A 13,803-nucleotide genomic window follows, 5' to 3' on the forward strand; every position below is an offset into this window, starting at 1 on the left:
GCCGAAGCATGCGGCCTACGATTTGCATGGCGCTGATACAGCCATTGTCCGAAGATTTCAAGCGCCCTGTCATGCCTTTGGCAAAAAAGAGGGCAGCGGCGGGGAGAGCCGGTTCAGAGGCTAAGCCGGGCGCGAGCGGCCTTGTATTCGGCCTCCAGCCGGTCGACGAGGTTGGCCACCGGCTCGACGGCCTTGATGGCGCTGATGCCCTGGCCGCTGCCCCATATGTCCTTCCAGGCCTTGGCGCCGCCGACCGCCTGTTCGAAATCCATCTTCGAGACATCGGCTGCGGGCAGGTTGTCGGGGTCCATGCCGGCGGCGACGATCGAGGGCTTGAGATAGTTGCCGTGCACGCCGGTGAAATAGTTGGAATAGACGATGTCGGCCGCGGCACTTTCGACGATCGCCTGCTTGTAGGCTTCGGTGGCGCGTGCCTCTTGCGTGGCGATGAAGGGCGAGCCGATATAGGCCATGTCGGCGCCCATCGCTTCTGCTGCGAGAATGGCGCCGCCGGTGGAAATCGCACCGGCCAGCAGCAGCGGCCCGTCGAACCATTCGCGGATTTCCTGGATCAGCGCAAAGGGCGACAGCGTGCCGGCATGGCCGCCGGCCCCGGCCGCCACCGCGATCAGCCCGTCGGCCCCCTTGCGGATTGCCGAATGGGCGTGGCGGTTGTTGATAATGTCATGCAGTACGATGCCGCCATAGGAATGCACAGCCGCATTGACCTCAGGCACCGCGCCGAGCGAGGAGATGACGATCGGCACCTTGTATTTGACGCAGAGCGACAGATCGTGCTCCAGCCGCTTGTTCGACATATGGACGATCTGATTGACGGCAAAGGGGGCAGCCGGCCTTTCGGGATGGGCGGCGTCGTGGCGGGCAAGCTCTTCGGTGATCTCGGCCAGCCATTCGTCGAGCTGGCTTGCCGGCCGGGCGTTCAGTGCCGGAAACGCCCCGATGACGCCCGCCTTGCATTGCGCCAGCGTCAGCGCCGGATGCGAGATGATGAACAGCGGCGAGCCGATGACCGGCAGTCTCAATTTGTCTTTGAGGATCGGGGGCAGGGCCATGCTTCATCGCTTCCATTGACGTTTACGAAAACGTCAACCTCTTAACAGAGAAGAAAACGCGATAAAAGAGCGGCTGCCATGCCTTCGTCGATTTCAGCCCGAATATATACGTCCGGGAAAGCTAATAAAATAGGCCCCGTAAGCGGTGAAACTCGGCAATAATCCCGCCGATGAACCGCAGCCGGGCCTGCAAGGCTTGCGGTTTGCCGCGCTTGCCGCTACCGAATTTTGATGGAGAACGGCGGGGATTGCAGTCCGATGCCGGGTTCAAGGTGAAGGACTGAATGTGAGCGGATTAGAAACGGCCATCAGAACAGCGCTCGAGAATTCCGATCGCGACAATCCGGAGGTTCGAGCGAGGATCTATCAGTCGGCCCGCCAGGCGCTTGAAGCCGGCCTGCGCAAGCAGGATATCACCGATACCGAGGTCGTTGCCCATCACCGCCATCGCCTGGAAAGCACCATCCACGCCATCGAAGGCGAGGAGCGCGACCGCCTTCACCCACGCCAGAGGCCGCCTGAAGTGCCCGTGCCGCCTGTTGTGGAAATGCCGGCGCCGCCCATTCACAAGGGTGATGTGGCCGATATCGACAACCTCATCGACAGCCCCGTGGCCGCAGGCGAGACCCGCGCCCCCGAAGTGGCCCACGGCCGCAGCGACGATTTCAGTCTCGACGACGTGCATGCGGGCAGTGCCGATCACCTGGCTGCCGCGCCCGTCGGCGAGGAGCGGCTTAGCCGCGGCCAGCGCGCCACCAATATGGATTTCCGCCCGGAACGGGCGGCAGGCCGCCGCAAGCCGCGCAAATTCTTTTCCAGGCTGCTGGTCTGGTGCGTCCTGCTTGCCTTCATCGGCATCGGCGCCTGGTGGGCGCATACGTCGGGCCTGCTGCTGACGGCGGCCGAGCGCGACACCAGCGTCGCCAATCCGCCGGCCAGCACCCAGCCCGAGGATTTCACCGGCAATGACGACAATGCCGCTCCTCACACCGACGAGCCGGTGACCATCGATCCGCAGAACAGCTTTTCGGCCGATTGGATCCCGCTGTTCAAACCCGAAGAGGCCGACAAGATCCAGAGCGGTCCGCGGGCGCGCACCGAAAAGATCACCGAGAATGACGGCCCCGCCATCCGCCTGATTTCTGAGAGCGGCGCAGCCGACGGCAATATCTCGATCAGCGTTCCCGCCACGGTGCTGCAGCAGCTTGCCGGCAAATCCTCGACGATCGCGCTGACGCTGCAATCGACCACCGACGAGCCAACGCAGGTCACCGTCGAATGCAATTTCCAGTCGCTCGGCAATTGCCCCCGCCATCGCTTCAACGTCACCCGCGAAAAGTCGGATGCGCTGCTGCAGGTGAAATTCGATCGCTCGCTGGCGCCGAATGCGCCGGGCACGCTGACGATCAACAGCGATCTCGACGGCAAGGCGCGCGGCATCAACCTCTTCGCGATCCGCATCCTGCCGGGGCAGTGATCTCAGCCCCGGCAAAGCCGGTGGCGCCAGCCTCGGCGAAGCCGATGGCGCCGATGGCTTTCCGCCCGCCGCCTGTTTCAGGAAACCTTATTTCAGGAAGCCAGGCCCTGAGCCGATGATCTCCTCATCGACCATGCCGAGCACCGTCTTGTCCTTGCCGTCATAATCCATCCGGTTCAGCATGTGGCGGATGAGTTCGAGGCGCGCCCGCCGCTTGTCGTTGGCGCGGATCACCGTCCAGGGCGCGAAATCCGTATGGGTTTCCTTCAGCATCCGGTCGCGCTTTTCGCTATAATCGCCCCATTTCGTCAGCGCCGCGATGTCCATCGACGACAGCTTCCAGACTTTCAACGGATCGTGCCTGCGGTCGTGAAAACGCTTCAGCTGCATTTCGCGGCCGATATCGAGATAGAATTTGAAGAAGAAGATGCCTTCATGGGCGATGATCTTTTCGAGCTGCGGCGCCTGTTTGAGAAAATCCTCATATTGCTGCGGCGTGCAGAAGCCCATGACCGGCTCGACGCCGGCGCGGTTGTACCAGGAGCGGTCGAACAGCACGAATTCGCCAGCGGTTGGAAACTGGGCGACATAACGCTGGAAATACCATTGTCCCTGTTCGCGCTCGGTCGGCTTGGTCAGCGCCACGACGCGTGCAAGACGAGGGTTCATATGCGCTGAGGAGGCCGAGATCGCGCCGCCCTTGCCGGCAGCGTCGCGCCCTTCGAACAGCGCCATCACCCGCTTGCCTGATGCCTGCAGCCAGAACTGTACCTTGACGAGTTCCACCTGCAGCTTTTCCAGCTGCTCCAGATAATCCTCTTCCTTGAGCTTCTTCTTGTAGGGAAAGCCGCCGGAAGCCAGTGCGTGTTCCTCCACCCAGTCTGGCAGGACGGGATTGTCGACATCGAAGGTGCGCTTCTTGCCGCGGATATCCAGCTCCACAGCCCTGCTTTCGACGGTCTCGGCCATATGCTCCTCCTTAGCGATCGCTTCTTTCCCGCAGGCGAGCATAGTTACCGTTGAAAATCAAATCTTTCGCGTTCGGCCGGTGTTTTTTGTGGGTTTCGCCGACCGCCTTTCACATCGGAGCGGCAGCCCGAAAACTACTGTCATGAATTGGCGCTATCAGGCAGAGTTCAATATCAAGAAAAACGAATCGACGCCGCGAGGGCACTTGCAAGACGAAATTCCATGGAGAAAAAGCCTGTCGGCGCGCATCCGGCGCGAACGGCCGGTGCTGCTGGCGGCGATCCTCAGTGCGCTCGTCACGCTTGCCGCCGGCATGAACAAGTGGGTGGTGCTCATCCTCCTGCTTGTGATGATCGTCACCGCGCTTTTCAACGAGGCGCCTGATATCAAGGCAGAGCCGGTCGAGCCGGTTGAGATCAAGCCGGAGGTGCTGCCAAGCCGCCTGCCGGAAGTGTCCGCCACGCTCGCCGGCCTCGATATCCCGGTCATGGTGCTGTCGGACGATGCCTCGGTGCTCTTTCAGAACCGGGCTGCCGAAAAGGCCTTCGGCGAGGTGGCGCTCGGCGCCCATATATCGGCCCGCCTGCGTTCGCCCGGCGTGCTCGACATGGTGCGCGAAACCATCGCCACCAACGCCCCGAACCAGATCGAGCATGCCGAGCGGCTGCCCTCCGAACGTGTCTATATCGTCCGCAGCGCCCCCGTTGAATTTTCGGCAGATGGCGGGCCGCATGAGCGCTATTTCATCCTCTCCTTCCGCGATATTTCAGAGGTTCGTCGCATCGATCGCATGCGGTCGGATTTCGTCGCCAATGCGAGCCACGAGCTGCGCACGCCGCTAGCGTCGCTGCGCGGCTTCATCGAGACCATCCAGGGGCCGGCAAAGAACGATCTGAAGGCGCAGGCGCGGTTCCTCGCCATCATGTTCGATCAGACGACACGCATGAGCCGGCTGGTCGACGACCTGCTGTCGCTCTCGCGGCTGGAGCTGAAATCGCACATCGCCCCGGATGAGAAGATCGACCTGGTGCCGCTGCTAGGCCACGTCAGAGACGCGCTGGTGCCGCTGGCCAGGGATGTCGGCGTCGACATCAACCTGCATCTGCCCGACGGCAAGGTCGAGGTGCTGGGCGATCGCGACGAACTCGTCCAGGTGTTCGAAAACCTGATGGAAAACGCCTGCAAATACGGCCAGGAGGGCAAGATCGTCGATGTCTGGCTGAAGAACGGCGCCGGCCAGCCGGTCGAGGTCAGCATCGTCGACAAGGGCCCGGGCATCCCGGCCGAGCATGTGCCGCGCCTGACCGAGCGCTTCTATCGCGTCAGCATCGAGGACAGCCGCTCGAAAAAGGGCACCGGCCTCGGCCTTGCCATCGTCAAGCACATCCTCACCCGCCACCGGGCGCGACTGATCGTCAAATCGGAAGTCGGCAAGGGTACCGATTTCACCGTGCGGTTTTAAGGCGATACGCTGCCTGTCCCCTAAGTAACGATGTTCCAGCGGTTTTTTGCAACATAAGGTTGAGGCGGGCTCGAAGTTCATAGCGTGACCGACACAAGCACTCGGCAGCGCTGAAAATATGCTTTTAGAATCAACGAGATAAACTGTCACAAATGTTTCACCGATTTGACATAAAAGGACGGTGCTTACAGCGCTAAGAGAGTCCCGCCGATGAAAAAAGGCACTGCGAGGGCCTCTCGAAAGGCCGCACTCACACAAGCCCAAATGCCGGGAGATTTCTAATGAACACCTTCAAGCTCACCGTTGCCGCGCTCGCTGCAACCGCTGCTTTCGCTGGCGCTGCCGTCGCCCGCGACCAGATTCAGGTTGCTGGTTCGTCCACCGTCCTGCCTTACGCAAAGATCGTTGCCGAGTCCTTCGGCGAAACCTTCACCAACTTCAAGACGCCGGTCGTTGAATCCGGCGGCACGGGCGCTGGTCTGAAGGAATTCTGCAAGGGCGTTGGCGAAGACACCATCGACATTGCAAACGCTTCGCGTCCGATCAACAAGAACGAAGCCGAAGCCTGCAAGGCTGCAGGCGTCACCGACATTCAGGAAGTCAAGATCGGTTATGACGGCATCGTCTTCGCAACCGACGCTTCCAACCCGGATGTTGCCTACGTTCCCGCAGACATCTACAAGGCCCTCGCAGCCCAGGTCGTCGTCGACGGCAAGCTCGTCGCCAACCCTTACAAGAAGTGGTCGGAAGTCAACCCGAAGCTTCCGGCTGTTGATATCGCTGCCTATATCCCGGGCGAAAAGCACGGCACCCGCGAAGTCTTCGAACAGAACGTTCTCGCCGCCGGCTGCAAGGCCGCCGGTGCCGTCGACGTCATCGCCAAGGAAATCGCCGACAAGGCTGCCCAGGGCAAGGCCTGCGTCGCAGTCCGCAAGGACGGCGCTGCTGTCGACATCGACGGCGACTATCCGGAAACCCTGGCACGCATCGCCGCCAACAAGACCGGCGTCGGCGTATTCGGCCTTTCCTTCTATGAAAACAACGCTGACAAGCTCAAGGTTGCCAGCATGAGCGGCATCGTTCCGTCCACCGAAACGATCGCCAACGGCACCTATCCGGTTTCTCGCCCGCTGTTCTTCTACGTCAAGAAGGCACATCTCGGCGCCGTTCCGGGCCTGAAGGAATACGTCAACTTCTTCGTATCCGACCAGATGATCGGCCCCGACAGCCCGCTCGTCGAATACGGCCTGGTTGCCGCTCCGGATGCCGAGCGTGATGCGATCCGCAAGGAAGTCGAAGCCGGCAAGGCTATGTAATGACTTTGCCGGCGCGGCGCTCTAAAGGCCCGCGCCGGCATTGCCTTAAACCCTGGGCGCGCCGACATTTCCGCTGCAGGGTTGAATTCATTCCGCATGATTGGGCTTTTTGGGGCTATGGCCTGGGGACGTAACGAATGAGCACATCCGTCATACTTCTGTGCCTTGTGGTGATCGGTGCCGCCGCCTATCTGGTCGCGCGCAGTCGGGCCACGGCACTTGCCGGGGGCCGGTCCTCCGCATTGCATTCACGGCCGGTCTATTACGGCGCCTATGCGGCGATCTGGGCGGTTCTCCCTGCTCTCCTCGCGCTCTGCGTCTGGCTCTCGGTCAGCCCCGGCATCATCCAGTCCTCGGTTCGCAGCCACTTCCCCGCCGATGTCAAGGCTCAAGCCGCCGTCGAGCAGGATCTTGGCTATTCCATGGTGGCGACGGTCGCCCGTGGCCTGACGATGCTGACCTCGGATGAAACCGCAGCGGTCGCCGGCGATCCGGCCGCCCTGCAGGCCAAGCTCAGCGAAAAGGGTGTGCCGCTTGCCGGCCAGCCGCTGCCTTACATGCTCGACGCAGCCAAGACGCTCAACGCCAAGAGCATGACGAGCCGCCTCGCCATGACGGCGGTCGTCTTCATCCTCGCCATTGCCGGCGCCTTCTATGCGCTGCGCGCCATCGCCCCGCGCTTCCGCGCCCGCAATCGGGTTGAGCGTTTCATGCTCTGGGGCCTGCTACTCGCCTCTTCGATTGCTATCCTAACGACGATCGGCATCGTATTCTCGATGCTGTCGGAAGCCGCCCGCTTCTTTGCCGCCGTTCCCGCCGCCGATTTCTTCTTCGGCACCGTCTGGGACCCGCGTTTTGCCGGAGCCGGCAGCTCGTCCTTCGGTCAGTTCGGCCTTATCCCGCTGCTGCTCGGCACGCTCTATATCGGCATGGTCGCCATGCTGGTTGCCGTACCGGTCGGCCTGTTTGCCGCGATCTACATGGCCGAATACGCCTCGCCGAAGCTGCGCGGGATCGCTAAGCCGCTGCTCGAAGTGCTCGCCGGCATTCCGACGATCGTTTACGGCTTCTTTGCGCTCGTCACCGTCGGCCCGTTCCTGCGCGATTTCTCGGCTCAGATCAGCGGCCTGCTCTCCGGCAACTACACCAACTTCATTCAGGCGCAGAGCGTTCTGACCGCCGGCATCGTCATGGGCATCATGCTGATCCCCTACGTCTCCTCGCTGTCGGACGATATCATCACCGCCGTGCCGCGGACGCTGCGTGACGGTTCGCTCGGTCTTGGCGCCACACGCTCCGAAACCATCAAGAAAGTGGTCTTGCCCGCAGCCCTTCCCGGCATCGTCGGCGCCTTGCTGATGACCGCCTCGCGCGCCATCGGTGAAACTATGATCGTCGTGCTGGCCGCCGGTGTCGCCGCCCGCATCCAGATCAACCCCTTCGAGCCGATGACGACGGTGACCGTCAAGATCGTCAATCAGCTCACCGGCGACCTCGAGTTCACCTCGCCGCAGACGCTGGTTGCCTTCGCCCTTGGCATCACGCTGTTCTGCATCACGCTTTGCCTCAATATCTACGCGCTCTACATCGTGCGCAAATACCGGGAGCAGTACGAATGACGGATATTGTTTCTCCCGCCGGGATAACCGTTTCCAAGGCGCCCACGCGCCGCGATATCGGCATCAAGCGCCGCTACGCCGCCGAACGCCGGTTCCAGGCCTATGGCATCGCCGCCATCTCCTTCGGCCTCATCTTCCTGTTCATCCTGCTGTGGACGGTGATCGGCAAAGGCTACACCGCCTTTCAGCAGACGGCGATCACCCTGCCGATCGAATTTTCCGAGAAGACGATCGACCCCAGCAATAAGCGTGCGACCGATGCTTCGGTGCTGATCGCCGCCAACTACCCGGTTCTCCTGCGCGACGCGATCGTCAAGCAGCTGAACGTCAATGCCGCAAGCCGTCCCGACGTGCGCGATGCATCCGCCATGCTCTCCAAGGGTGCGCCGGTCCAACTGCGCGACATGGTCGTCGCCGACCCGTCGATCATCGGCAAGACGGTCAATGTCACCGTGCTCGCCGACGCCAATGTCGACAGCGCCAACAAGGGCCAGATCGACCTGTCGGTCGATGAGAAGAACCGCAAGGTCAACGACAAGCAGGTTGGCTGGATGAACGAGCTGAAGGCGAGCGGCGCTCTCCACAAGCAGTTCAACACCGGCCTCTTCGTCAACGGCAATTCCAGCCGTCCGGAGGCCGCAGGCCTTGGCGTCGCCCTCATCGGCTCGCTCTACCTGATGCTGATCGTGCTGGTGCTCGCTCTGCCGATCGGCGTTGCCGCCTCGATCTATCTCGAGGAGTTTGCGCCGAAGAACAAGCTGACCGATCTGATCGAGGTCAACATCAACAACCTCGCCGCCGTGCCCTCGATCGTCTACGGTCTGCTCGGCCTTTCCGTCTTCATCAACTTCGTCGGCCTGCCGCGTTCGGCTTCGCTGGTTGGCGGCCTGGTGCTGACGTTGATGACCCTGCCGACGATCATCATTGCGACGCGCGCCGCACTGCGCGCCGTGCCGCCGTCGATCCGCGCCGCAGCCCTCGGCCTCGGCGCCTCGAAGATGCAGATGGTGTTCCACCATGTTCTGCCGCTCGCCATGCCCGGCATCCTCACCGGCACGATCATCGGCCTGGCGCATGCGCTCGGCGAAACCGCGCCGCTGCTGCTGATCGGCATGGTCGCCTTCGTCGCCAACGCGCCGACGACGCCGCTCGATCCCTCGACGGCTCTGCCCGTGCAGGTCTATATGTGGGCCAACGAGGCCGAACGTGCCTTCGTCGAGCGGACTTCGGGTGCCATCATCGTCCTGCTCCTGTTCCTGATCGTCATGAACATGGGCGCCATCCTCTTGCGTCGTCGCTTCGAGCGCCGCTGGTAAACGGAGTTACACATCATGAACATGTTGACGGAAGCTGCAGTTGAAAAAGCGCTGGATCAGAAGATGAGCAACGTCCCTTATAAGATGATCGGCAAGGATGTCTCGGTTTACTATGGCGAGAAGCGCGCGCTTTTCGATGTGAACCTGAACATCCGCGAAAACACCGTAACCGCGCTGATCGGCCCGTCCGGCTGCGGCAAGTCGACCTTCCTGCGGAGCCTAAACCGCATGAACGACACGATCGACGGCTGCCGGGTCACCGGCAAGATCACGCTTGATACCGACGATATCTATGATCCCGATATCGACGTCGTCGAACTTCGCGCCCGCGTCGGCATGGTCTTCCAGAAGCCGAACCCGTTCCCGAAGACGATCTATGAAAACGTCTCCTACGGCCCGCGCATCCATGGCCTTGCCAAGTCGAAGGCCGATCTCGACCAGATCGTCGAGACCAGCCTGCAGCGCGCCGGCCTCTGGAACGAGGTCAAGGACCGCGTGCATGAATCCGGCACCGGCCTGTCCGGCGGTCAGCAGCAGCGCCTCTGCATTGCCCGCGCCGTCGCCGTCAGCCCTGAAGTCATCCTGATGGACGAGCCCTGCTCGGCGCTCGACCCGATCGCCACCGCCAAGGTCGAGGAACTGATCCACGAACTGCGCGAGAACTACACGATCGTCATCGTCACCCACTCCATGCAGCAGGCCGCGCGCGTCTCGCAGCGCACCGCCATGTTCCACCTCGGCAATCTCGTCGAGGAGAACGACACCGACAAGATGTTCACCAATCCCGACGATCCGCGCACCCAGGACTACATCATGGGTCGCTTCGGTTGATTTTGGCGACACCAAGCCTTCCCGTTATTCGAGGATAAAGCCCCATGGCATCGACACATATTTTTTCTGCCTATGATGATGATCTGAAGTTCCTGTCCAGGCGGATTTCCGAAATGGGCGGCCTGGCCGAGCAGATGGTCAGCGAGGCCGTCCGGGCGCTCGTCAACGGCGATACCGCGCTGGCGCAGAAGGTCATCTCCGACGATGTGATCCTCGATCACGCCGAGCGAGAAATCGGCGACAAGGCGATCGTTACCATCGCCCGCCGTCAACCGATGGCCTCGGACCTGCGCGAAATCATGGGTTCGATCCGCATCGCCGCCGATCTCGAACGCGTCGGCGACCTCGGCAAGAACACCGCCAAGCGCGTCATCGCCGTGCAGAGCACCGGCGTTCCGCGCAAGCTCGCCCGCGGTCTCGAGCATCTGTCCGAGCTGGCGCTCGTCCAGCTCAAGGAAGTGCTCGACGTCTACACGACGCGCTCTGCCGACAAGGCCAATGCGATCCGTGAACGCGACAACGAGATCGACGCGATGTACACCTCGTTGTTCCGCGAGCTGCTGACCTACATGATGGAAGATCCGCGCAACATCACCAGCTGCACGCATCTGCTCTTCTGCGCCAAGAACATCGAGCGCATCGGCGACCACGCCACCAACATCGCCGAGACGATCTATTACATGGCGACCGGCGCACAGCCGGAAGGTGACCGTCCGAAAGACGACAGCGCCAACACCGTCGGCGCGGTCACGGAATAAAGCCCATACTAGCCGTTGCGTGCGCGCCCATCCGGGCGCGCAAAGAGGTCGCAGCCACCTTTCTGAATTTGCGCAGGATGCATTGCTTAAATCACCCCGGTTTAAGGAACATGCGCGAGGAGACCGACAGGCATGATCCCGAGAGTTGCAGTTGTTGAAGACGAGGAAGCCTTGAGCGTGCTTCTTCGCTACAATCTCGAAGCGGAAGGCTTCGAGGTCGATACTATCCTTCGTGGCGACGAAGCCGAAATCAGGCTTCAGGAGCGCACGCCCGACCTGCTCATCCTCGATTGGATGCTGCCCGGCGTCTCCGGCATCGAACTCTGCCGGCGCCTGCGCATGCGGCCGGAAACCGAACGTCTGCCGATCATCATGCTGACGGCGCGCGGCGAAGAGAGCGAGCGCGTCCGCGGACTGTCGACCGGGGCCGACGATTACGTCGTCAAGCCGTTCTCGACCCCGGAGCTCGTTGCCCGCGTCAAGGCGATGCTACGCCGCGCCCGTCCCGAGGTGCTGTCGACGGTGCTGAAATGCGGCGATATCGAACTCGACCGCGAAACCCATCGCGTCCATCGCAAAAGCCGCGAAGTCCGCCTCGGCCCCACCGAATTCCGCCTGCTGGAATTCCTGATGTCGTCGCCGAGCCGAGTCTTCTCCCGCTCGCAGCTCCTCGACGGCGTCTGGGGCCACGATATCTATGTCGACGAACGCACCGTCGACGTCCATGTCGGCCGCCTGCGCAAGGCGCTGAACTTCTCCAACATGCAAGACGTCATCCGCACCGTCCGCGGCGCCGGCTATTCGATGGAAGCCTGAGGGGTTTCCGATAAAGTCGAGCAAGCTCTGCCCCTCACCCTAACCCGACCGGGGTCGAGCCACTCGTCTCGACCCCGGTCGGTGCCGGCAGGCGGATGAGCGACTATCTGGGCTGTCAAGTTGCATGTTCGAATTCTCTTCGCGCATCTCGTGCTTTTGCATTGAGAATGACCAGGAGTTTTCGGGCGAGCGCGATGCGGATGACCATTTTCGGTTTGCCCTGGCTTTGCAACCTTTGCTGGAATGCCGCCAGATGCGGATTGTGTCGGGCTGCGATGGCGCCAACCAGGAACAGAATGGCGCGTGGTCCGGAGCGCCCGCCGCGCACCGGCCGATGTCCGCTGCGTTTGCCGCTGTCGTTGGCAATCGGCGCAAGGCCGGCCAGCTTGGCGATCGCCTTGTTGGAGATCCGGCCGATCTCAGGCAATTCGGCCATCAGCCGGGCAACGGTACGGTTGGCCACGCCCTTGATCGAGCGAAAGGCCTGGTTGAGGCAGGCCCAGAGCGGATCGTCATCGATCATCGAGGCAATCTCGCCTTCGAGGGTGCGGCTCTGGCGCACCAGAAGCGCGATCACCTCGTTGAGGCTTGCCACGCTCTGATGATCGCGGGCCGCACTGCGGCGCTGCCTCTGGACGGTCAGGTCACTCGTGACCTGGGACAGCCGCGCCATCAGCGCCGACAGCCGCATCTGCGCGGCTTTCGGCGGCGGCAGGGCAGCCAGCCGCTTGGTTTCGGCATAATGGGCGATCATCGCCGCATCGATGCGGTCGGTCTTTTCCAGAAAGCCCATGGCTTCGGCAAACCGGCGCACATGGCGCGGATTAGCCAAGGCGCAGGCGATCCCCATCTCCCACAACAACAGGAAGGCCGTCCGCTCGTAACCGCCGGAAGCCTCCATGACGACGAGCTCGACATTCTCGGCCCGGCAAAGATCGGCCAGCGCGCCGATGCCGGTGGCGTCATTGCTGAAACGCTCAAACGTCCCGGACGGGCGGATAGACGCATCCAGCCAGTCCTTCGAAACATCCACTCCACATATAACTCTGTTCACGGTAACCTGCCTTGTGCGTGCGATTGGAACCAAGCGACTATTCGGTCGTACGTGACGATGACGAAGATCCCAGGCTCATCCACGGTTGTAACCAGAGGGGGAACGGGCGACTTCGTCACGCCTCTGGCCGGGTGGCCACCCGGCCAGAGGCTCAATCGCTTCCATCGCACAAAATCTCTAACGTGCAGATACAAGGGGCAGCCACACCCAACGTACTCACATAAAAAAACGGGCCTTCCAGCCCGTTTTTGCATGTCGACAATGTCACCCGTTCAGCTCGCCCGCGCTGCCGCCCGGCGGCGTTCGTTGACGGGCTGGTAGGCGAGTTTCTGGTGATAGCCGCAATAGGGTGAATTGTCGGGGGACTCGCAGCCGCAGAAGTGGAAGTCATCCTTCAGCGGATCGCCGACCGGCCACTTGCAAGTGCGTTCGGTCAGTTCCGTCAGGCCGAGGCGGCGGGAGATCGGCACGACCACGTTGCCTTTCGGCACGTATTCCATTTCCTCGACCGTTTCGATCTCGATCTCTTCCTTCAGCATCGTTGCGCCCTGCTGGCGGGTAACGGTGCGGGTGGTGATCCGAGAGGCGAAGTTCGGCGCGCGCGGCGCCGATGTATTGCGTTTCGGCGTTCGGGCCGTGGCGGCCGTGCCGCCGGCCTTGGCGCGGCCCGGAAGGCTCAGGCGGTGCACCTTGCCGATTACAGCGTTTCTGCTGACACCGCCAAGTTGCGCCGCGATCTGGCTGGCGCTCAGTCCTTCGGCCCAAAGCTTCTTGAGTTTCTCGACCCGCTCGTCTGTCCAGTTCATGCCCTGTCTCCACCTTCTGCGTTGGTGATGGCAGAATCCCTCACCGTTGCCTCGGAAGCTCCGAAACAAGAAACGCTTGATCAATTTTGGTGACTAGTTCCGCCGCATGCAGTCTAGTAATTGAACTTTAACCTAGTGTGAGCGTGACTCCGTGACAAGAGTCGCATGAATCCGGATGAATCGAATTCGGAGTTTTCCCCAACTTGCTGCCCCAGCGTGTCATTTCTGCAATAAAGCCTGTTGAAGGTCGAAAACACCGCTGTACAACCTTGCTGCATGCGCTAAGGGCGCAGTTTTGTTGACATT

12 protein-coding genes are annotated in these 13,803 nt (G+C 61.7%); 8 read left to right on the top strand and 4 right to left on the bottom strand.

Annotation, left to right across the window (positions count from 1 at the left end; translation table 11 throughout):
- Positions 1–113: 113 nt before the first annotated feature.
- Positions 114–1,073, bottom strand: coding sequence for a nitronate monooxygenase family protein (locus tag J3O30_RS02740; protein WP_207582774.1), 960 nt, complete (start codon positions 1,071–1,073; stop codon positions 114–116).
- A 286-nt stretch (positions 1,074–1,359) separates the two neighbouring features.
- Here J3O30_RS02740 and J3O30_RS02745 point away from each other — a divergent pair, with 286 nt between their 5' ends.
- The gene (locus tag J3O30_RS02745; RefSeq protein ID WP_207582775.1) at positions 1,360–2,550 is read left to right on the top strand and encodes a regulator; all 1,191 of its coding nucleotides are present in this window, start codon (positions 1,360–1,362) and stop codon (positions 2,548–2,550) included.
- Positions 2,551–2,637: 87 nt separating this feature from the next.
- Here the strand turns inward: J3O30_RS02745 and ppk2 are convergent, their stop codons facing one another.
- Complete coding sequence (gene ppk2 / locus J3O30_RS02750) at positions 2,638–3,519, bottom strand: polyphosphate kinase 2 (RefSeq protein WP_207582776.1); 882 nt, start codon at positions 3,517–3,519, stop codon at positions 2,638–2,640.
- Positions 3,520–3,724: 205 nt separating this feature from the next.
- On the opposite strand from ppk2, the gene phoR reads away from it, so the two are divergent.
- From phoR to phoB, 7 genes are all read left to right on the top strand, one after another.
- Entirely contained in the window at positions 3,725–4,981 is a 1,257-nt protein-coding gene (gene phoR, locus J3O30_RS02755; RefSeq protein WP_246762713.1) for a phosphate regulon sensor histidine kinase PhoR, read from the top strand.
- 281 nt (positions 4,982–5,262) lie between these two features.
- A complete protein-coding gene (locus J3O30_RS02760; RefSeq protein ID WP_207582777.1) occupies positions 5,263–6,297 on the top strand; it encodes a substrate-binding domain-containing protein in 1,035 nt (344 codons plus the stop codon).
- Between the two features lie 137 nt (positions 6,298–6,434).
- The gene (gene pstC / locus J3O30_RS02765; RefSeq protein ID WP_207582778.1) at positions 6,435–7,916 is read left to right on the top strand and encodes a phosphate ABC transporter permease subunit PstC; all 1,482 of its coding nucleotides are present in this window, start codon (positions 6,435–6,437) and stop codon (positions 7,914–7,916) included.
- Complete coding sequence (pstA, locus tag J3O30_RS02770) at positions 7,913–9,232, top strand: phosphate ABC transporter permease PstA (protein ID WP_207582779.1); 1,320 nt, start codon at positions 7,913–7,915, stop codon at positions 9,230–9,232. The genes pstC and pstA overlap by 4 nt, the downstream gene beginning before the upstream one ends.
- Before the next feature lie 15 nt (positions 9,233–9,247).
- On the top strand, positions 9,248–10,063 hold the full coding sequence (pstB, locus tag J3O30_RS02775) for a phosphate ABC transporter ATP-binding protein PstB (RefSeq protein WP_007633576.1): 816 nt from the start codon (positions 9,248–9,250) through the stop codon (positions 10,061–10,063).
- Between the two features lie 44 nt (positions 10,064–10,107).
- Positions 10,108–10,821: a phosphate signaling complex protein PhoU gene (phoU, locus tag J3O30_RS02780; protein WP_164006409.1), complete on the top strand. Its 714-nt coding sequence runs from the start codon at positions 10,108–10,110 to the stop codon at positions 10,819–10,821.
- Between the two features lie 132 nt (positions 10,822–10,953).
- Positions 10,954–11,637, top strand: coding sequence for a phosphate regulon transcriptional regulator PhoB (gene phoB, locus J3O30_RS02785; RefSeq protein WP_007633570.1), 684 nt, complete (start codon positions 10,954–10,956; stop codon positions 11,635–11,637).
- Positions 11,638–11,752: 115 nt separating this feature from the next.
- Here phoB and J3O30_RS02790 read toward each other — a convergent pair whose 3' ends face one another.
- Positions 11,753–12,691, bottom strand: coding sequence for an IS110 family transposase (locus tag J3O30_RS02790; protein WP_207580684.1), 939 nt, complete (start codon positions 12,689–12,691; stop codon positions 11,753–11,755).
- 272 nt (positions 12,692–12,963) lie between these two features.
- On the bottom strand, positions 12,964–13,497 hold the full coding sequence (locus J3O30_RS02795) for a GcrA family cell cycle regulator (RefSeq protein ID WP_207582780.1): 534 nt from the start codon (positions 13,495–13,497) through the stop codon (positions 12,964–12,966).
- Positions 13,498–13,803: the final 306 nt, after the last annotated feature.

Origin of the sequence: Rhizobium sp. NZLR1 (assembly GCF_017357385.1) — a bacterium.
In the GTDB taxonomy this organism is placed as follows: domain Bacteria; phylum Pseudomonadota; class Alphaproteobacteria; order Rhizobiales; family Rhizobiaceae; genus Rhizobium.

What these genes read in the sequence shown, in the direction of transcription:
- J3O30_RS02740 (WP_207582774.1), bottom strand. Translation starts at nt 1,073, where the DNA reads ATGGCCCTGCCCCCGATCCTCAAAGACAAATTGAGACTGCCGGTCATC.
- ppk2 (WP_207582776.1), bottom strand. Translation starts at nt 3,519, where the DNA reads ATGGCCGAGACCGTCGAAAGCAGGGCTGTGGAGCTGGATATCCGCGGC.
- J3O30_RS02760 (WP_207582777.1), top strand. Translation starts at nt 5,263, where the DNA reads ATGAACACCTTCAAGCTCACCGTTGCCGCGCTCGCTGCAACCGCTGCT.
- pstC (WP_207582778.1), top strand. Translation starts at nt 6,435, where the DNA reads ATGAGCACATCCGTCATACTTCTGTGCCTTGTGGTGATCGGTGCCGCC.
- pstA (WP_207582779.1), top strand. Translation starts at nt 7,913, where the DNA reads ATGACGGATATTGTTTCTCCCGCCGGGATAACCGTTTCCAAGGCGCCC.
- pstB (WP_007633576.1), top strand. Translation starts at nt 9,248, where the DNA reads ATGAACATGTTGACGGAAGCTGCAGTTGAAAAAGCGCTGGATCAGAAG.
- phoU (WP_164006409.1), top strand. Translation starts at nt 10,108, where the DNA reads ATGGCATCGACACATATTTTTTCTGCCTATGATGATGATCTGAAGTTC.
- phoB (WP_007633570.1), top strand. Translation starts at nt 10,954, where the DNA reads ATGATCCCGAGAGTTGCAGTTGTTGAAGACGAGGAAGCCTTGAGCGTG.
- J3O30_RS02795 (WP_207582780.1), bottom strand. Translation starts at nt 13,497, where the DNA reads ATGAACTGGACAGACGAGCGGGTCGAGAAACTCAAGAAGCTTTGGGCC.